This window comes from Halorubrum sp. AD140, from assembly GCF_034497445.1.
Taxonomy (GTDB): Archaea; Halobacteriota; Halobacteria; order Halobacteriales; family Haloferacaceae; genus Halorubrum.
The window spans coordinates 31,953-50,776 of record NZ_JAXRUU010000018.1 but is presented as its reverse complement, the minus strand read 5'-3'; the positions used below and the strand labels follow the sequence as shown (position 1 = coordinate 50,776).

Annotated in this window: 21 protein-coding genes; 10 read left to right on the top strand and 11 right to left on the bottom strand. The window is 70.2% G+C overall.

Annotated elements, in window-relative coordinates:
* The 3 genes from U4E84_RS06830 to aglJ all read right to left on the bottom strand — a co-directional run.
* Positions 1–853, bottom strand: an 853-nt coding sequence (locus tag U4E84_RS06830) for a cell division protein FtsZ (RefSeq protein ID WP_322531341.1), incomplete at its 3' end; no start/stop codon positions are given.
* Between the two features lie 82 nt (positions 854–935).
* Entirely contained in the window at positions 936–2,057 is a 1,122-nt protein-coding gene (locus U4E84_RS06825; protein ID WP_322531340.1) for an AI-2E family transporter, read from the bottom strand.
* A gap of 54 nt (positions 2,058–2,111) precedes the next feature.
* On the bottom strand, positions 2,112–3,104 hold the full coding sequence (gene aglJ, locus U4E84_RS06820) for an S-layer glycoprotein N-glycosyltransferase AglJ (protein WP_322531339.1): 993 nt from the start codon (positions 3,102–3,104) through the stop codon (positions 2,112–2,114).
* A 146-nt stretch (positions 3,105–3,250) separates the two neighbouring features.
* On the opposite strand from aglJ, the gene U4E84_RS06815 reads away from it, so the two are divergent.
* Positions 3,251–3,631 (top strand): hypothetical protein, encoded by a 381-nt coding sequence (locus U4E84_RS06815; RefSeq protein WP_322531338.1) that lies wholly within the window; start codon positions 3,251–3,253, stop codon positions 3,629–3,631.
* Between the two features lie 15 nt (positions 3,632–3,646).
* Here U4E84_RS06815 and U4E84_RS06810 read toward each other — a convergent pair whose 3' ends face one another.
* Positions 3,647–3,790: a hypothetical protein gene (locus U4E84_RS06810; RefSeq protein ID WP_322531337.1), complete on the bottom strand. Its 144-nt coding sequence runs from the start codon at positions 3,788–3,790 to the stop codon at positions 3,647–3,649.
* Positions 3,791–3,867: 77 nt separating this feature from the next.
* On the opposite strand from U4E84_RS06810, the gene U4E84_RS06805 reads away from it, so the two are divergent.
* The 7 genes from U4E84_RS06805 to U4E84_RS06775 all read left to right on the top strand — a co-directional run bounded on the left by U4E84_RS06805 (position 3,868) and on the right by U4E84_RS06775 (position 9,000).
* Positions 3,868–4,899, top strand: coding sequence for a phosphate uptake regulator PhoU (locus tag U4E84_RS06805; protein ID WP_322531336.1), 1,032 nt, complete (start codon positions 3,868–3,870; stop codon positions 4,897–4,899).
* A gap of 111 nt (positions 4,900–5,010) precedes the next feature.
* The gene (locus tag U4E84_RS06800) at positions 5,011–5,193 is read left to right on the top strand and encodes a hypothetical protein (RefSeq protein WP_322531335.1); all 183 of its coding nucleotides are present in this window, start codon (positions 5,011–5,013) and stop codon (positions 5,191–5,193) included.
* A gap of 51 nt (positions 5,194–5,244) precedes the next feature.
* Positions 5,245–5,472, top strand: a complete 228-nt coding sequence (locus tag U4E84_RS06795) for a hypothetical protein (RefSeq protein WP_007998354.1) — start codon at positions 5,245–5,247, stop codon at positions 5,470–5,472.
* A 127-nt stretch (positions 5,473–5,599) separates the two neighbouring features.
* Positions 5,600–6,028: an SRPBCC family protein gene (locus U4E84_RS06790; RefSeq protein WP_322531334.1), complete on the top strand. Its 429-nt coding sequence runs from the start codon at positions 5,600–5,602 to the stop codon at positions 6,026–6,028.
* On the top strand, positions 6,025–6,831 hold the full coding sequence (locus U4E84_RS06785) for a carbon-nitrogen family hydrolase (RefSeq protein WP_322531333.1): 807 nt from the start codon (positions 6,025–6,027) through the stop codon (positions 6,829–6,831). Before U4E84_RS06790 ends, U4E84_RS06785 begins: the two co-directional genes overlap by 4 nt.
* Before the next feature lie 639 nt (positions 6,832–7,470).
* Complete coding sequence (locus U4E84_RS06780; protein ID WP_322531346.1) at positions 7,471–8,490, top strand: presenilin family intramembrane aspartyl protease PSH; 1,020 nt, start codon at positions 7,471–7,473, stop codon at positions 8,488–8,490.
* Positions 8,491–8,568: 78 nt separating this feature from the next.
* On the top strand, positions 8,569–9,000 hold the full coding sequence (locus U4E84_RS06775; protein WP_322531332.1) for a VOC family protein: 432 nt from the start codon (positions 8,569–8,571) through the stop codon (positions 8,998–9,000).
* Positions 9,001–9,036: 36 nt separating this feature from the next.
* Here the strand turns inward: U4E84_RS06775 and metG are convergent, their stop codons facing one another.
* The 7 genes from metG to pyk all read right to left on the bottom strand — a co-directional run bounded on the left by metG (position 9,037) and on the right by pyk (position 16,566).
* A complete protein-coding gene (gene metG, locus U4E84_RS06770; RefSeq protein WP_322531331.1) occupies positions 9,037–11,172 on the bottom strand; it encodes a methionine--tRNA ligase in 2,136 nt (711 codons plus the stop codon).
* 69 nt (positions 11,173–11,241) lie between these two features.
* A complete protein-coding gene (locus U4E84_RS06765; protein ID WP_322531330.1) occupies positions 11,242–12,156 on the bottom strand; it encodes a thiamine-phosphate synthase family protein in 915 nt (304 codons plus the stop codon).
* Entirely contained in the window at positions 12,153–12,794 is a 642-nt protein-coding gene (gene dcd / locus U4E84_RS06760; protein ID WP_322531329.1) for a dCTP deaminase, read from the bottom strand. Before dcd ends, U4E84_RS06765 begins: the two co-directional genes overlap by 4 nt.
* 110 nt (positions 12,795–12,904) lie before the next feature.
* On the bottom strand, positions 12,905–13,663 hold the full coding sequence (locus U4E84_RS06755; RefSeq protein WP_322531328.1) for a Yip1 family protein: 759 nt from the start codon (positions 13,661–13,663) through the stop codon (positions 12,905–12,907).
* 68 nt (positions 13,664–13,731) lie between these two features.
* Positions 13,732–14,388: an NfeD family protein gene (locus tag U4E84_RS06750; protein ID WP_322531327.1), complete on the bottom strand. Its 657-nt coding sequence runs from the start codon at positions 14,386–14,388 to the stop codon at positions 13,732–13,734.
* A 93-nt stretch (positions 14,389–14,481) separates the two neighbouring features.
* Positions 14,482–14,721, bottom strand: coding sequence for a hypothetical protein (locus U4E84_RS06745; protein WP_322531326.1), 240 nt, complete (start codon positions 14,719–14,721; stop codon positions 14,482–14,484).
* Positions 14,722–14,808: 87 nt separating this feature from the next.
* Positions 14,809–16,566 carry a pyruvate kinase gene (gene pyk, locus U4E84_RS06740; RefSeq protein WP_322531325.1) on the bottom strand — a complete coding sequence of 586 codons (1,758 nt, stop codon included), beginning with the start codon at positions 16,564–16,566 and terminating at the stop codon, positions 14,809–14,811.
* A gap of 152 nt (positions 16,567–16,718) precedes the next feature.
* On the opposite strand from pyk, the gene U4E84_RS06735 reads away from it, so the two are divergent.
* Both U4E84_RS06735 and U4E84_RS06730 read left to right on the top strand, forming a co-directional pair.
* Entirely contained in the window at positions 16,719–17,102 is a 384-nt protein-coding gene (locus tag U4E84_RS06735) for an FxLYD domain-containing protein (RefSeq protein ID WP_322531323.1), read from the top strand.
* Positions 17,103–17,192: 90 nt separating this feature from the next.
* Complete coding sequence (locus tag U4E84_RS06730; protein WP_322531322.1) at positions 17,193–18,815, top strand: flippase; 1,623 nt, start codon at positions 17,193–17,195, stop codon at positions 18,813–18,815.
* Positions 18,816–18,824: the final 9 nt, after the last annotated feature.

Sequence of the window (18,824 nt, the reverse complement as noted above, 5' to 3'; positions counted from 1 at the left end):
CGGCGGAGGTGTCGACCTCGGCGGGCTCGTCGCCGCCGAACAGCCCGAGCCCGAACCGCGACCCGGACTCCGGCGGCTCCACGGCCTGGCTCGCGTGGCCGATCGCGGCGATCTCCCCGTCGTCTCCGACGGCGCGGGCGACGTCGCTGGCGTCGAGCACCTGCTGGGGAGTCGACGCCGCGTCGTCCGACTCGCCGGCCCCGAACAGCGCCGCGATCCGCTCGGCGACGACCCCGTTCAGCCGGTCCCGGGCGTCGGCGAGCGTCTCGCCGGGACGGAGCCACTCGTCGTTGTCGAACGGGAAGACGGCCGCACAGCGGTCAGAGAGGGCGTCGAGCGTCCGCGCAGCGTTCTTCTCGGCGAGCGGACGCGCGGGTTCGCGCTCGTCCGCGGCGGCCGCGCTCGCGCGAGCCGGGTCGACCTCGGTGGGCTCCGACTCCGCGGGCGTCGGGAGCAGGCCGACGGCGTACGTCGGAGCGTCGTAGAGCCGCGACAGCTCCTCGGCGAGCGCCGGCGCGACCCCCGCCCCGGCCCCGCCGCCGAGCCCGACGACGAGCAGGAACGCCTCCGCGCGCGACGGGTTCTCGCCGTCCATGGCGCGACCGAGCTCGCTGGCGTGGGCGTCCCCGAGTCGCCGGCCGGCGTGGAGGTCGCCGTCGAGCCCGCTCCCGTTGGCGGCGTCCCCGAACCGATAGCGGCGCGACTCGTCGAGCGAGCGGAGCGCGTCGAGGGCCGCGGCGTCGGTGTCGAACGCGTTGACCCCCTGGAGAAACCGGTCGCCGCCGCGGTCGGTGACGATCCTGTCGGCGACCCGACCCCCGGCGCCGCCGAGCCCGATGACGTGAAGGCGCATACGTCACCTCGGTCGTCGACCGGGGGTTTATCTTTTCGGCTCGGCGGCGCGGACGCGGTCCACCCGCCCGCGACCCCGGCGGTCAGAACTCGTCGAGTCTGCGCTGTCCCCGAGGGACCGCCCCGTGGTCCGACTCGACGCCGAGATCGTCGGGGTCGCCGCCGAGCAACTGAATGAGGGCCGTGCTGGCGAACGTGAGCGCCAACACCAACACGATGGGCGCGAGGAACAGCCCGTGGAACCCGAAGACCACGGGGCCGAAGATGTACGCGAGCATGAGCAGACCGACGTGCGTCGTCTTGCCGCTGAAGTACGGGCGGAGCACGATGTCGGGGATCGTGTCGACGATGACGGACGCTAAGACGAGGAAGCCGACGACGTACGCGAGCAGCGCGAGGTCGCCGTCGAGGACCGTCGGCACCGACGTCACCGCCGCCAGCGGGACGTACACGATCTTCATTCCGATCACGGGAATCAGGCTCGCGACGCCGGTCAGGGCACCCGCCAGCGCCGGGTACGGGACCTCGACAGCGGCCGGCGCGACCACGTTGTAGCCGGTGTAGACCACGACGGCGATGATGGAGATGGCGATGACGTTGAGCAGGTTCCCGTACAGCACGGCCTCCAGCTCCGCGTCAGCGGTTTCGAGGTACTCGCGGACGACCGCGTCGTCGTCGAAGGTGAGCAGCCACTCGTGGAACTTGGAGCCGTCGAGCAGCAGGTAGTACGTGACGACGACGACGATCAGGAGGTTGAGCACGAGCCCGGAGAGCGTGCTCGCCAGGAGGGCCGCCTGATCCGAGACGAAGTCGATCAGCGGGTCGAGCTGCCCGGAGCGGTACGCCGCGACGACGCCGTCGAAGGTGGGGTTCGAGAGCTCCGCGAGGTCGCCGACCCACGAGTTCTCGGCGCCGACCGTCTCCGCGACCGGGTACTGGTCGATGAATCGGCGCGCCTCGATCAGCACCAGCAGCAGGGTGTAGCCCAGGAGGCCGACGAGGGGGATCCCGATCAGCGACAGCGCGACGATCGCCCGGACCCGCGCGGGGAGACGGAAGCGTTCGAGCCGGTGAAAGAGCCGACGCGTCGAGTAGTACAAGAAGACGGCGACGGTGAGCGGGGCGACGAACCGATAGGCGATGAATCCGACGATACTCGCGACGATGAGACCGAAGAGGGCGATGACGAACCGCTTCTCGTCCATGGGCCATCATCTGCCCCGATCGATATAAGTAACCACTCCCTTGTGAGGCCGACCTCAGTCGCCGTCGCGCTCGTCGACCGCTCCGCCGGAACCCTCGCCGCCGCCAGCGCGACCCGTCCCGGACCCCTCGACGTCGACCGCCCGCTCCAAGCGTGCCACCTGCTCGCGGTGCAGCGAGAGGATCATGTCCGCCAGCACGCCGAATATCAGCAGTTGGATGCCGAGGATCGTCGCGCCGACGGCGCCGATGGCGATCACCTCGTGGCTCACCCGAAACGCGAACCACCGATAGAGGACGTACGCAGTCATGAACGCGCCCGCCGACGTCGACACCGCACCGAGACTGCCGAAGTAGAACAGGGGGTTGTTCGTCTTCGCCTTGCGGTACAGCTCGAGGAAGATCACGCCCCCGTCTCGGAGCGGGTGGAGGTTGGTCGCGGAGCCGCCCGGGCGCTCCCGGTAGGTGACGGGGACGACGGCGACCGGCACCTGGTTCTTCACGCACTCGACGGCCATCTCGGTCTCGACCCCGAACCCGTCGGCGGTGAGGTGGAGTCGGTAGAACGACTCGCGGGTGAACGCGCGGTACCCCGAGAGGATGTCCCGGTAGCCCTCGCCGTGGATCGCGCGGAACGCGAGGTTGATGACGCGGTTTCCGACCCGGTTCAGTCGGGTCATCGCCCCGGGACGCATGTCCGCGAACCGGTTCCCGATGACGTGTTCGGCCTCGCCGGCGAACAGCGGCTCCAGCATCGCGTCGACGTCGGCCGCGTCGTACGTCGCGTCGGCGTCGGCCATCACCACGTACGGGGCGTCGATGTGGTCGCGCACCGCCTCGCGGACGGCCTGTCCCTTCCCGCGGCCGGACTGCTCGACGACGCGCGCGTCGGCGTCGCGGGCGGCCGCCCGCGTCCCGTCGGTCGACCCCCCGTCGATCACGAGGACGTCGTCGAGGCCGACCTCGCGGAACGCGTCGACGACGCGCGCGACCGTCTCGACCTCGTCCATCGCGGGCAACAGGACGCAGACGTCGTCGTAGTCGCTCATTGACGGGTCGAAGACGGGCGGGTTCGTAAACGCTGTCCTTCCGTCGCGGTCGACGGTCGCGACCGGGACGCGATCGGGACGCGACCGCGCCGAAGGATCCTGCGGACACCCATACGCTCATGTATGAGACGATCGATCGTGATAGCATGCCACACCCACCGGACTCCAGGGTCGACGAGCTGCTCAGCGCGGCACGGACGGCGACCGGCGACGAGCTCCGTAGCCTCACCTACTTCACCGAGGAGGACGTCGAGCAGCTGTACCTCCGCAGCGACCTGAGCCGAACCGCCGACCTCGTCGGCTTCGCGGAGAGCGAGCGGCACGGGTTCCACGCGCAGTCGCTGTACGCCAACACGCAGCTCGGCGACTACCAGTTCACCGTCCGGGTGTTCGAGAACGGGTACCTCACGCGCGTGATCGCCGGGGAACACGGGGTGTGGGTGACGACCGACTCGATGGAGATGGATCGGTTCGAGGAGCTCGCCAGCGCGCTCTCGTCGATCCTCCGCTCGTTCGCCCCGGAGTGACAGGGGGTTCGACCGTCACCGCAGCCCCGTGACCGCCAGTGTCCCCGCGGACGGCTCTGCCGCCCTCACGCCGCCCTCCGTCTCATCGACGACGTCGAACGACGACAAGCGCGCGGACCGACGGGCGACGAGCCGAACGAGCGCGGTCGACTCGTACATCAAGCCCTTGTATATTTGATCAAGCGTATAATGAACATAGGAACAAGGTTAAGGTGTATCCCGCGATACGGTACCGCATGGAAACGCGGAAGGTCCAACGGCTGGGTCCGTCGACGCTGGCGATGACCCTCCCCGCCGAGTGGGCGAAGGCACACGGCGTCAACAAGGGCGACGAGGTGTCGCTGCGGATGGGCGGGAAGGGTACCCTCACGGTCCTCCCCGAGTCGGTGAGCACGGAGGAGGCAGAGGCGGTGATCAACGCCGACGGGCTCGACGCGCGGTCGCTGGAGCGAGCCATCGTCGCGCAGTACGTGCTCGGGCGGCGCGTGATCCACGTCCGGAGCGAGGGCACCCTCGACAGCGAGCACATCAACGCCGTCTACAAGGCCGAGACGCAGCTGATGGGGCTCGGCGTCATCGAGGAGACGCCCGAGGACATCTCCATCCGCTGTTCGGTCGACCCGGAGGACTTCACGCTCGACAACCTGCTCGAGCGGCTGGAGAACACGGGGTCGACGATGCGCGGCGAGGCCGTGAAGGCGCTCGCGCACGGTAACCCGGACCTCGCGCAGCGCGCGCTCAACCGCGAGCGGCAGGCGAACAAGATCTTCGTGCTCCTCCTGCGGCTCATCTTCACGGCGTACCAGAACCCGAACCTCGCGCGCGCCGTGGGGTTAGAGGAGGGGTTCCCGCTCATCGGCTACCGCTCCGTGGCGAAGAACCTCGAACTCACCGCGGACAACGCGGAGGACATCGCCGACATCGTGATGGAGGCGGACGGCCACACGCTCGACGTCGACAGCGCGACGATGCGGCAGATCCGCGAGTTCACCGACCAGGTGGACGATCTGACGGCGCTCGCGGTCAGGGCCGTCGTCGAGCGCGACTACGACCTCACCGTCGAGTGCCGCGAGCTGTTCGCCCGACTGGAGGACCGCGAGCAGGAGATCCTCGGGGAGCTCCCGAGCGACCTGGACAACGACACGCTGCTGATGACCCGCGAGGTCCTCGTCAGCCTCCAGCACACCGCCGAGTACGCGATGCGAAACGCGGAGATCGCCGCGAATCTCGCGCTCAACGAGGAGTCGGAGCACGTCGAGATCATCTGAGCGCGGTCGCGTCGCCGCGGGCGAAGACGCCGTCCCCGTATCGCACCTGTCGGACCGTCCCCGTATCGCGCCCTTCGTATGAACTAAGTAGGCGCCCGCGAAGCGTCGGGTATGAGTGAGGGATCTATCGAGTCAGACATGGAGATCGGCGTGGCGCTCGCGTTCGGGGCCGTCGCGCTCGTTGGCACGGCGCTGCTGTTCGGCTACCCGTCGCAGATCGGTCGCGCGGGGGGATTCGCGGCGGCGTTCGTCTTCGCCCTCTGTGCGATCGTCGCCGTCCACGTGTTCGACTGACGATCGATCGACGAGAAACCGTTAAGAACGTCTGACGCCTACGCTCGCGTAATGAGCGAGTACACCGAGGAAGAACAGCGGATCCTCGCGTACCTCACGGACAGCGTCACCCGCGGCGAGCGCTACGTCCGCTCCAAGACGATCGCCGACGCCATCGGCCTCACGGCCAAGCAGGTCGGCTCGCGGCTCCCCCGGCTCGCGGAGAAGTCCGACGACGTCGACATCGAAAAGTGGGGCCGGGCCCGCTCGACGACGTGGCGCGTGACGCCGCAGGGCTGAGGGCGCCCGGAGTCGAGACCGCCCTCCGTGACCGCTACGCCCTCCGAGCTCCACCGCTCTTCCCCGAACACGTGCGACCGCCGTCCGACTCCCGTATTTTTAACCCCCGTGGTGCCTACTGAGGGGTATGACCGTCCGAGTCTCCCGGACGTTCGAGTTCGACGCGCCCGCAGCGGACGTGTGGGCGTTCATCTCGGACGCCGAAAAGCGCGCCGGAGCGATCAGCGTGGTCGACACCTACGACATCCACGGCGACGGACGCGCGACCTGGCACGTCGCGCTCCCTATCCCGATGATCCGCTCGACGATCGCAGTCGAGACGGAGGAGGTCGAGCGCGACCCGCCGAACCGGGTGAAGTTCGTCGGGAAGTCGAAGGCGTTCCGCGTGACCGGCGAACACACGATCACGGAGACCGACGGGGGGTGCCGGCTGGCGAACGAGTTCGTCGTCGACGGGCGGCTGCCGGGGATCGAGTCGTTCTTCGAACGTAACTTCGACGCGGAGCTCGACAACCTCGAGGCGGCGCTCCGGGACTCGCTGCGCTCGGCGGCATGAGAGTCGCCTGCGTCCAGCTCGGCGTCGAGGGCGGCGCCGTCGAGCGGAACGTCGAGAGTGCGGTCGAGCGGGTCCGGGCGGCCGCCGACGACGGGGCGGACCTGGTGGTCCTCCCGGAGCTGTTCGACGTGGGGTACTTCGCGTTCGAGGCGTACGCTCGCGCGGCCGAGAGCCTCGCCGGCGAGCGGCTGTCGCGGCTCGCCGCGGTCGCGTCTGACGCCGACGTCAACCTCCTCGCGGGGACCGTCGTCGAGGACCTCGCGGCATCCGCCGCCGACGGGCTCGACGTCCCGGCGGACGACGGGCTCGCGAACGCGGCCGTCCTGTTCGACCGCAAGGGAGAGCGACGGCTCGTCTACCGGAAACACCACCTGTTCGGCTACGGCTCCGAGGAGACCGACCGGATGGTCCCCGGCGAGGAGGTCCCGGTGATCGACCTGGAGGGCGTGCGGATCGGCGTCACGACGTGTTACGACCTCCGGTTCCCGGAGCAGTTCCGCGAGATGGTCGCGGCCGGCGTCGGGTGCGTGCTGGTGCCGAGCGCCTGGCCGTACCCGCGCGTGGAGCACTGGCGGACGCTCGGTCGGGCGCGGGCGATCGAGAACCTCGCGTACGTCGCGACCGTCAACGGAAGCGGCGCGTTCGACGGGGACGCGCTCTGCGGGCGGACGACCGTCTACGACCCGTGGGGCACCACGCTCGCGTCCGCGGACGAGGAGCCGACCACGGTGACCGCCGAGGTCGACCCGGAACGGGTGGCGGCGGTGCGCGAGGAGTTCCCCGCGCTGCGGGACCGGCGCTGACCGCAGCGTCGCGAGCGTCGGTCTCGACCCCGGTCGTCCGAGCGCGGACCGTCTGGTTTATACCGGAGAAGCCACTAGGAGCGCTTGCCGAAGTCCGACGCTTTTCTCGTTGGAGTTCGGCGACAACAACGCGCCCGTCCCGACCACTCGGGCGGCGACGCCGACGACAGCCCGGGGGTCCGCTGTCTGGCCGCCGCCCGCCCGCCTCCCGTCCGCTACGCTCCCCTTCGCCTCTCGTCCACCGCTCGACCCTTCCCTTTCGCCGTCCGTCACATTCCCCGCCGACGTTCGTGTTCGCCGCGCGTTCGGGGGGTTCGTCGAGCGGCGACCGCCGACAAGTATCGGTTCCGATAATTCGGACGATAGATTCTTGTCTCTCGTTCGGGTGACGGCAGACGCCGCGGACGAACCGGCCGGCCCAACCCCGCTTCGGGCGGACCGACCGGAGACTCGCTTCCACCGTCCGTCGTCCGCCGGCTCTCGGGTTCGGGTCCGATCCGCTCCCACACCGTACCCGATCCCGTTCTGCGGCGCGCGGCGACCCGCATGGTACAGGCGTTCGCGGCATCGGATCCCTCCGACGACGGAACCGTTTCGAAGCGCAAGGACGAAACCCCCGGATCCCGAACCGTCGGTCGAATGTTCCCCCGCGAGTACCGCGGCGTCGCCTTCGTCGTCGGCCTGTTCCTCGTCGTCCAGCTGGGCGCGTTGGCGCTCGTTCCCGAGTTTTCCGAGAGCGGCTATCAGGCGGTCGAAAACCCCGAGAACCCGACGAACAGCGTCGTGTACGTCGTCGCGATCCTCGTCATGACCGGCGTGATGCTCGCCGCGTTCAAGTACGACTTCGACGGCGCGGTCCGGCTCCTGATCGTCGGCGTCTCCGCGTGGCTCTCGTGGTACGTGTTCTCCGCGCTGGTGTCGCCGCTCGCGGCTGCCGTGCCGGCGGCCGCGGTCGGCGTCGCCCTGCTCGTCCACCCCGAGTGGTACGTGATCGACGCGGCCGGAGTGTTGATGGGCGCCGGCGCGGCCGGCCTGTTCGGCATCTCGTTCGGGCTGCTCCCCGCGCTGCTTCTCCTCTCGATCCTCGCCGTCTACGACGCCGTCTCGGTGTACGGCACCGAGCACATGCTGTCGCTCGCCGAGGGCGTGATGGACCTGAACATCCCCGTCGTGCTCGTGATCCCGCTGTCGCTGTCGTACTCGCTCCTGGGTAGCGACGAGGGGGGAGCGTCGGACCCCGACGGCGACGATGACTCCGCGGCCGTCGGCGCCGACGCCGACGAGGACGACCCCGACGAGGCCGACGCGGACGACCCCGAGCGCGCCGACGTCGCAGAGCCCACCCCGATCGAGGATCGCGACGCGTTCTTCATCGGGCTCGGCGACGCCGTGATCCCGGCGGTGCTGGTCGCGAGCGCGGCGACGTTCTCGCCGGCGGCGGGGCTCGCGGTCCCGCTCGTCGGGATCAACCTCCCCGCGCTGCTCGCGATGGTCGGGAGTCTCGCCGGGCTCGTCGTGCTGATGAGCTGGGTGATCAGGGGCCGACCGCACGCCGGGCTCCCCCTCCTGAACGGCGGCGCCATCGGCGGCTACCTGATCGGCTCCGTCGTCGCCGGCGTGCCGCTCGCGGACGCGATGGGAATCGCGGCGTTCGTCTGAACGGCCGAGGGCCGGAGACGCCGACTCACCCCGCCCGCGGTCGACACCGTTTTCTCGCCGGTCGCCGACGCTCGACCCGTGTCCGATCCGACCCCACACCACGTCGGCGTCACCGTCTCCGACCTCGACCGCGCCGTCGACTTCTACACGGAGACGTTCGACCTCGACGTCGCCGCCGAGTTCGCCGTGGGCGGCGAGGCGTTCGCGGACGCCGTCGCCGTCGAGGGCGCGGCCGCCGAGTTCGCGCACCTCGTCGCTGACGGGGAAGATACCCGGACGATAATCGAACTCGTCGCGTACGACCCCGAGGGGGAGGCGGCTCCCGATCCGGTGCTGAACCGACCGGGCGCGATCCACCTGGGGCTCTCCGTCGGCGACGTAGGGGAGTTCTACCGCGAGCTGGACGATGACGTGAAAACCCTCAGCGAACCGCGAACGACCGAGAGCGGGACCACGATCCTGTTCGTCGTCGACCCCGACGGCAACCTGATCGAAGTGCTGGACGCCTGAAATCGGGCGCGACGGGATCGACGCCCCGCCCGTCCCTCACTTCACCTTCGTGCCCGGACCGGCGTCCTCGTAGGTCGTGAGGAGGTCGGCCTCCTCGCCGGCGGCGAGCACCATGCCGTTCGACTCGACGCCGAACAGCTCCGCCTTCTCCATGTTGGCGAGCACGACGACCTTCGTCCCGGGCAGGTCGTCGACGTCGTGGAGCCGCTTGAGCCCCGCGACGATCGTCCGGGTCTCGGCGCCGAGGTCGACGCGGAGCCGCAGGAGGTCGTCGGCGCCCTCGATCCCCTCGGCCTCCTCGATCCGGCCGATCCGGATGTCCAGTTCCTGGAACTCGTCGAAGCTGATGCGGTCGTCGCTGATGGGTTCGATGTCGGTCATGTCGGATTCGTCGGTGGTGGCGTCGTCGGTCGATTCTTCCTCGTCGACGGCGTCTGCTCCGGCGCCGTCGTCCTCGCCGCCGGCTTCCGCCTCGGCGACCCGCGACTCCAGCTTCTCGTTGAGCGCCTCGACGCGCTCGTCTTCGATCTGCTCGAACAGCTCGGTCGGCTCCGCGAGGTCGCCCGCGGGCCCCTCGCGGGCCGCCTCGACGGTGACCTCGTGGACCGAGCCGTCCTCGCCGAGCTGGTCCCACAGCCGCTCGCACTTCTCCGGGGCGATCGGCTCGAAGAGGACCGCGATCGCCTTCGCGATCGCGACGCAGTCGTGGATGACTTGGGCGGCCTCGTCCGGCTCGTCGTCGACGAGCTTCCAGGGCTCGTTGCGCTGGATGTACTCGTTGCCGAAGCGGGCGAGCCCGGTGACCGCGTCGCCGAGCGCGCGGACGGAGTAGTCGTTGACCGCGGCCTCGACGTCGGCGATCGCCTCGTCGATGCGCTCCTCGACCTCGTCGCTCGTCGCGTCCGCGACGGGCGCCTCGTCGTAGTTGCGGTGGGCGAAGAGGAGCGAGCGGTAGAGGAAGTTGCCGACCGTCCCCACCAGCTCGGTGTTGACGCGGTCGGCGAACTTCTCCCACGAGAAGTCGACGTCCTGCTGGAAGCCGCCGTTGGTCGCGAGGTAGTAGCGCAGCGGGTCGGGGTGGAACCCCTCCTCTAAGTACTCGTCGGCCCAGACCGCGCGGTCGCGGCTCGTCGAGAACCCCTTGCCGCCGAGGGTGACGAAACCGCTCGCCATCACCGCGCGCGGCTCGGCGTGACCGGTCGCCTCCAGCATCGCGGGCCAGAAGATCGTGTGGTGCTGGATGATGTCGCGGCCGATCACGTGGACGATCTCGCCGCCCTCGGGGTAGTCCTCGCTCGCTCCCTCCGTCCACGCGGCCTCCCAGTCGAACTCATCGGCGCCGACGCGCTCGGAGTACTGCTTCGTCGAGGAGATGTACTCGATCGGGGCGTCGACCCAGACGTAGAGGACGAGGTCCTGCGGGTTCTCTCCGGGGTAGTCGATCCCCCAGTCCATGTCGCGGGTGATACACCAGTCCTGGAGCCCCTGCTCGATCCACTCGCGGGGCTGGTTCCGGGCGTTCGAGGTGCCCTCCAGCCGGTCGAGGAAGCCGGAGAGGTACTCCGAGAACTCCGAGACCGCGAAGAACTTGTGAGTGCGCTCGCGGTACTCGGCGGGGTTCCCGGTGATCGTCGACTCGGGGTCCTCGACCTCGCCGGGTTCGAGGTGGCGCTGACACCCCTCGTCGCACTCGTCGCCGCGGGCGTGCGCGCCGCAGTACGGGCAGGTCCCCTCGACGTACCGGTCCGGGAGGTACTGATCGTCGACCGGGTCGTACGCGACCATGATCTCCTTCTCGTAGACGTGGCCCGCGTCCTCCAGGTCGCGGACGAGCGCCTGGGTGACCGCGGTGTTCGTCTCGTCGTGGGTGTGGCCGTAGTTGTCGAACGCGACGTTGAACTTCGGGAACGTCGCGGCGTACCGCTCGTGCCAGTCGAGCGCGAACGCCTCGGGGGAGACGCCCTCCTGCTCGGCGTTGACCGCGACGGGCGTCCCGTGCATGTCCGAGCCGGAGACGAACGCGGTCTCCTGGCCGAGTCGTTCGAGCGCGCGGCTGTACACGTCGCCGCCGACGTACGTGCGCAGGTGGCCGATGTGGAGGTCGCCGTTGGCGTACGGCAGTCCACAGGTCACCACCGCGGGACGGTCGGTGGGGAAGTCGTCGTGGCTCATGTGGTGTGTGTTAGTCTCGTCGTGGATACGGGCCTAAAGCCCGCTGGTTCGGAACCGTCGGAGGCGCGCTCACAACAGGTCCCGAACCGCCCGCGCCGCGTCGGCGGCGGTCGGCGCGAGCACGTAGACGATCGGCTCGACGCCGACCGCGCCCGTCTGGTAGAGGACGAGCGCCCCCGCCTCCTCACCCGGCGGGAGGTCGGCGGCCGCGACCGCGGCGGCGACCGCCTCGCGCGTCGGTCGCTCGGCGTCGAACTCGACGGTCGAGTGCGACTCGGCGAGCGCCTCGACCGTGTCGGGGTCGTACCGAACGTTAACGGCGCCGCGGGCGGTCGCGCCGGCCTCGCGGGCCGCGAGCAGGACCGTCGCGACGTGCTCGCTCACGCCGAACTCGGGCTCGCCGGGGACCATCGCCCGCCCCTTCACGTCGACGAGGCGGCCGGGGACCGCGGCGACGTCGTCGATCGTCCGGGCGTCGTCGAGGCACTCGGCCACGTTGGCGCCGACGTTCGGGATGAGCGCGGCGAAGCCGGAGGCGTTCGTCAGGGTGCGGAGGCCGCGCCGCACCGAGCCGAGGACGCGCTCGCGCTCGCGGAGCCCGCTGTCGGGGTCGTGGACCGAGAACTCCACGTCGGCGTCGGCGAGCGCAGGCATCGCCTCCTCGTGGAGCTCGGCGAGGAGGTCGCCCTCCTCTAACCGCCGGATCAGCACCTCGATCTCGACGAGCGCGGCGACGGGGCTCAGGTCGCCGGCGGCGAGCCCCTCGCCGACCCGGTCGACCAGGTCGCGGACGCGCTCGTCGGCGACGATCCGCTCGTGGCGCGCCACGTCGCCGTGGGCGTACTTCGAGACGGCCGACTGCGAGATGCCGAGGGCGTCGGCGACTTCCCGCTGCGTGAAGCCGCGGTCGCGGAGGTCCTCGGCGAGCATGGAGCGGACCGTCGGGAGGAACTCGTCGACGACGACCTCCTCGATGAACTTCACCTGCGGTCCCCCCCGTCGCGGTCACCCCCGGCCGGCGACGTCCCCGCCTCACCGTCGTCGCCGTCGAACTCCGGGTCGTCGCCGATCCGGGACGCCTGCGGGCCGTCCTGGTCCTGGTACTTCGAGCCGCGCTCCGCGCCGTATGGGCGGTCAGCGGGCGATTTGAGCTCCGTGAACGTGAGCTGGGAGACGCGCATCCCGGGCGAGAGCGCGACTGGGGCGGTGCCGAGGTTCGACAGTTCGAGCGTTATCTGTCCCTTGTACCCGGGGTCGCACAGGCCGGCGGTGGCGTGGACGACGATAGCGAGCCGCCCCAGCGACGAGCGCCCCTCGACGTGCGCGACGAGGTCGTCCGGGATCTCGACGCGCTCCGTCGTCGTCCCGAGCACGAAGTCGCCGGGGTGGAGGATGAACTCGTCGCCCTCCGCGACGGTCGTCTCCGTGACGTACTCGCCGACCTCGTCGGCCTGGGTCGGGTGGATACAGGGGATGTTCGTGCGCTGGAACTCCAGGAAGCGCTCGCCGAGCCGCAGGTCGACGCTCGCGGGCTGGACCTGCTGGTCGACGTCGTCGAGCGGCTCGACCACGAGGTCCCCTTCGGCGAGCCGGTCGAGGATGTCCGCGTCCGACAGGATCATGTCGGGAGACGGGGTCCGGCCGGCTTAAAAGCTCCCGAATGCGACGTGAGTCGCCTCGTCGGTCCCGACGCGGGTCGCCGACGCGAGCGGCCGTCGCCGCCAGCCCGTCCTCACGCCGCCGCGAGCAGGAAGCCGAGGGCCGCGAGCACGCCGGCGACGGCCCCCGCGGTTCCGCGGTCGAGGTCGTGGGTCGCCTCCAGCCCGCCGACGACGATCACCCACTGGACCGCGATCACGACGAGTGACGCCGCCAGAAGCGGTCCCTCCACCGTCGACATCGCCGCGACGACCTCGTCCGCGATCGCCTCGACCGTGGTCCCCTCGACCGTCGTCGTCGCGAGCGCGTACCAGATCGCGGCGAGCCCGGCGACCAGCCGGAGCAGTTCCGGAACGAGCGACCACGCCGCGATCACGAACGAGTCGCCCACGGAGCCGCTCCCGCCGGTGAGGCGCGCGCCGGCGTGGAGCGCGAGCGCGAAGATCGCCCACCAGATCGGGACGCCGATCAGTCCGTACCCGGCGTAGCCGCCGGTCGCGCTCCGCAGCTCCTCGCCGACGTCGACCTCGACGCGCTCGGGCTCGTCGCAGCGCTCCTCGATGACTGGCGTGAGCGAGTCCTCGTCGTCGCCGAACGAGTCGCAGGTCGACGCCGGCGGACGGTCCGGGTTGTCGACGGTGACCTCTCGGTCGATCGTCGCGTCGAAGGCGATCCCGAGTCCGACGATCCCGGCGGTCGTCGCGACGGTGACGAGGGCGACGAGGCCGAGCGCGACGAGACCCGAGGTCAGCCGGTCGCTCTCGAAGCCGGCGCGGGAGCGGTCGAGGAGTCCGCGAGCAAACCGCTGGAGGAGGGCGAGCGGGGAGGGCATGGTCGAGAGATTCGCCAGATTCTACAAGTGTTTTGTCCCTCGGAGCGCGGCGTCCGCCGCCGTGCGGGTCACTCCCGTTCGGTCTCGGTCGCCGCGTCCCCCTCGGTCTCGGTCGCCGCGCCGTCGGCGGGGCTCTCTGCGCGCGCGTCCTCGGCGGCGCTCTTCCGGGCGCGGTCCGCGGCGAGCTCCCTGTCGATGTCGTCCTCGACGTACCCCATCGACTCCACGGTGACGACGTTGCCGCCGCCGGGATCGACGACCATCACCTCCTCGCCCTCCTCGATCTCGCCCTCGAGAGAGCGGGCGGCGTAGTAGGGGTTGAAACCGCCGCCGGAGAGCTTCACCTCGCCGCCCGAGGGCGTCACCGGCTCGGTGACGGTTCCGGTCTTGCCCTTCAGCGAGTCGCTGTCGCTCGTCTGTCGCTGCCCCTTTCCGCCGTACAGGTCGAACTCGTGGTAGCCGTAGAAGGCGGCCGCGCCGAAGACGAGCGTCAACAGCGCCATGACCAGCGTGAGGCCCGCGCCGACGATACCGAGCGAGGTCAACAGGAGCCCGCCGAGCCCCGCGCCGATCAGCGCGATGCCCACGACGATGAAGTTCGCGCCCGGCGCGAGCGCCTCCGCCATCGAGAGCAGCAGGCCGGCCGTCAGTAACAGGAGCGGGAGCGTGTCCGGACTGAGCAGCCCGGACTGGAGGAGCGCCCCCGTCCCGAAGAACAGGTCCATGTGCGGACGTACGGCTGCGTCGATATAAGTAGTGGGCGACCGACGGGACGGTCCGGCGCCCGGCCGGCGAGGCGGACGGCGCGCTCGGCGCGCTCAGAACCCGAACAGCAGGACGCCGACCGTGAGCGCGACGCCGAGCGCGACGAAGGCTGCGTTCTCGACGTCGATCGTCCCCGGTTCGATCGGCTCGTCCTCGGGCGTGCCGCTGTCCTCCGTAATACCGTCCGGTCCGACGTCCTCGACGGCGAACCGCCACTGGCGCCCCTCGTCGGCGGCGTCGGACCGGGTCTCGTTCGCCCGACTCCGCGTGTCGCCGTCGTCCTCGCTTCGCATACCCGGGGGTAGGCGGGTGGACGGTAAATGGCTGGCGGGTGAGAGAACAGCGGTCCCGGGAGCCGCGGTCGGTGAACGCGAGTTCGTCTACCGCTTGCGCGCCGCCGCGATTACGTCGCCGTCGTAGACGACGCCGCGCTCACCGTCGAGCGTGACGACGGCGCCGTCGACGACGCTCTCGGGGAGCGTCGCGCCGGAGACCATGGGAACGCCGAGCTCGCGGGCGACGACCGCGGGGTAGCCGGTCATCCCCTCGCGGGCGTCGACGATCCCGGCGAGCGCGTCGAGGTCGCCGGAGAACTCGCCCTCGAAGCCGCGGCCGAGCGCGACGATCGACCCCGCGGGGACCTCGCTCAGGTCGCCGTCGTCGGTCCGGTGGACGGGCGCGGCGACGCGGCCCGCGACGACCGCCTTCCCCGTCACGAGCGTCTCGGCGGCGACGTGGACCTTCAACGTGTTCGTCGTGTTCGTCCCCTCGAACTCCGTCAGCATGCCGGAGAGCACGACGAGCGTGTCGCCGGAGGAGGCGCCGCCGGTGTCGAGCGCCGCGTCGACCGCGTTGTCGAGGATCGACTCCATGTCGTGGGCGTACTCCGTCAGGACGGGGCGAACCCCCCACGAGAGCGCGAGCTGCCGCCGGATCCGGTCGTTCGGGGTCGTCGCGACCACGGGAACGCCCGGTCGGAACATGGCGGTCTTGCGGGCCGTGAAGCCGGACTCCGACACCGCGACGACGGTCGAGGCGCCGATGTCGCGGGCGAGGTACCGCGCGGAGCGGGCCAGCGCCTCGGTGCGCGAGCCCTCCGCGGCGGTCGGGACGCGCTGCTCGCGCGTCTCCGCGTACTCGTCGCTGGACTCGACCTGGCGGACGATCCGGTCCATCGTCTCCACGACGTTGACGGGGTCGTCGCCGATGGCGGTCTCGCCCGAGAGCATCACCGCGTCGGTGCCGTCGAGGACCGCGTTGGCGACGTCGGAGGCCTCCGCCCGGGTGGGGCGGCGCGAGTGGACCATCGAGTCGAGCATCTCCGTCGCCGTGATGACGGGGACGCCCGCGTTGACGCACGTCCGGATGATCCGCTTCTGGATGACGGGCACGTCCTCCAGCGGACACTCCACGCCGAGGTCGCCGCGCGCGACCATCACGCCGTCGGCCGCGTCGACGATGCCCTCGAGGTTCTCGACCGCGCCGGCCCGCTCGATCTTCGCGATGACGGGGATGTCGCCGCCGTCGCGCTCCTCGAGCTCGTCGGCGATCCGGTAGACGTCGTCGGCGTCGCGCACGAAGGAGGCCGCGACGAAGTCGGCGTTCGTTCGGGCGGCCAACTCGAGCTCCGCCTCGTCTGCGGGCGTGATCAGGTCGACGTCGATGGCGACGCCCGGGAGGTTGACGCCCTTCCGGGAGCTGAGCTTCCCGCCGGAGACGACGGTGGCGACGACGGACTCGCCGTCGACCCGCTCGACGCGGCACTCGATCCGCCCGTCGTCGAGGAGGATGGTGTCGCCCGGGCCGGAGGCCGCGATGGAGTGGGTGAGCCCCACGCGCTCGGGGGTCGCGTCGTCGCCCGCCGCGAACGCCACCTCGGAGCCCGTCGCGAGCGAGATCGGCTCGTCGAGCTCGGCGGTACGGACCTCCGGTCCCTTCAGGTCGACCATCACCGCGAGCGGGTCGTCGATAGCGTCGTCGACCGCGCGGGCCCGCTCGATGACCTTTTCGCGGTGGGCCGTCGTCCCGTGGCTGGCGTTCAGCCGGACGACGGACATTCCCGCGTCGGCGAGGGCGCGGATCGCGTCCCGGTCGTCCGACGCGGGACCGATCGTACAGACGATCTTGGCGTTGCGCATACCGCCGGCTTTGGCGGAAGGGCGCAAAAAGGCACACGGTTGAGTCGGGGGCGAGTGAACGTTCGTGACTGTTGCGTGCGCTCGCCGATCGCGTCCGAACCCGCGATGGTCACTATCATTTTATCACCCAGCGCCGCTGAGAGACGAGTCAGATGCGACGGCGTCGCCTCCTCGCCGGGCTCGCGGCCGCCTCGACGCTCGCCACCGCCGGGTGTGGCGACGACTCGGATGAGGAGATCCTCGAGCCGCCAGCGGAGGTCGTCAGCAGCGAACTCGTTCGCGAACACGAGGGGACCGAGGACGAGTCGGTCACGGTCGAAGGCGTCATCGAACGGACCAGCGACGAGGAGATCACGTACCTCGAGGTCCGGGTCCGCTTTCTCGACGCCGAGGGCGAGGTGTTGGACACCACGATCGAACAGGTGTCGGACGTCGACGACGGCGACCGCTGGGAGTTCTCCGTCGACTTCCCCGACGTCGGCGAGCGGGCTGCGCTCGTCGCCGACCACGAGGCCGAAGTCGTCGAAAATCCCTAACATGGATCGCACCGCTCCTCGCACGGACCGCACCGCCGCCGAGCCACGAACGCCGCCCAGTGACCGATCCGCGGGCCCAGGGTGCGGGTCGTGACGCCTGGGGCGGCGTCGGACGCGACCGCGGACGACGGGGCGGAGTCACCGACGGCCTCGAGCCCCTCGACCGAGGTCCGCGAGGACACGACGGACACGTCGGTGCCGACCTCGAACGTCGGCGACCAGACGATGGCCGAGCAGGGCGGCATCACCTTCGCAGGCGAGCTGATCAAAAAGGGGTTCGGCTTCCTCGTCGTCGCCGTGATCACTCGGCTCGTGAGCCCCGGCGTCTACGGGCTGTTCGTGCTGTCGACGTCGGTGCTTCACCTCACACAGGTGTTCGCCAGCGCGGGGTTACACCGCGCGATAGACTACTTCGTTCCGCAGTACCTCGACCGCGACGAGCCCGGTCGAGCCCGCGGTGTGACGATACAGGTGTTCGCCCTCCTGCTTCTGACGTCGACGGTGACAGGGATCGGCGTGTTCCTCGCCGCGGACGCGCTCGCGGCCGCGTTCGACGAACCGGGCGTCGCGACGGGGCTTCGAATGCTCGCCGTCGCGCTCCCGCTGCTTGCGGTTTTCAACGGATTGATGGCGTCCTACAGCGGTATCAAGCGGCTCAAATACCGGGTGTACGTCCGCGACATCACCAGGCCGACGGTGCGACTGGTCGCGACGGTCGGGCTGCTCCTCGTCGGCTTCGGCCTCGTCGGTATCGTCGGCGGCTACGTCATCGGCCTCGTCGTCGGGATCCTGTTCGGGATCGTCTTGCTGGCCCAACGAGACACGCTGAAAGGCGGCCAGACGGTGTTCACGCCCGTCCGCGAGATCCTCTGGTACGGACTGCCGCTTGCGCTCGCGGGCGTCATTTTCGTCGTGATGGGACAGGTCGACTACTTCGTCGTCGGCTACTTCATGTCCTCGGACGACGTGGGTATCTACCGGATCGGGTACATGCTCGCGGCGAACCTCTTGGTCTTCTTCTCGTCGCTCGCGCCCGTGTTCAAGCCGCTCATCGCCGAGCGGCGCCAGGACCGCGAGGAGGTCGCCAAGCGGTATCGGACCGCGACGCGGTGGGTGCTCGCGCTCTCGTTGCCGATGGCCGCCGTCCTCGTCCTCGGCGCCGACGCGTACCTCTCGCTCGTGTTCACACCGCAGTATACGGCCGCGAGCGGTGTCGTTCTCACTCTGGTCGTCGGCTACCTGGTGAGCGTGACCGCGGGTGGTCCCGGCGGGACGCTCCTCCAGGGGCTCGGCTACTCCCGCATGGTGTTTCTCAACTCCACGATCCTCCTGGTCGCCAACGTCGTCTTCAGCGTCCTTCTGGTGCCGCGGTACGGCATTCTCGGCGCGGGGGTCGGGACGATGCTCGCGCTGACGCTCTCCGGGACCGCCGCGCTCCTCGAGGTGTACCACTACCAACGGATCCACCCGTTCACGCACGAACTCGGCCTCGTCGTCCTCGCGTGGCTTCCGGCGCTCGCGGTCGGGGCGCTGCTCGTCACGTTCGTGTCGAACGGCCTGGTGGTGGCCTCGGTGCTCCCGGTCGCCGTCGTCGGCACCTACGCGCTCGCCGGGCGGTCGCTCGGCGTCGTCACTCCGGCGGACGTCGAAGTCGCCGAACGGGTCCTCCCCCGGTCCGTCGTCGATCGGCTCCGCAGCGCCGCCGATGCGTAGCGGAATCGG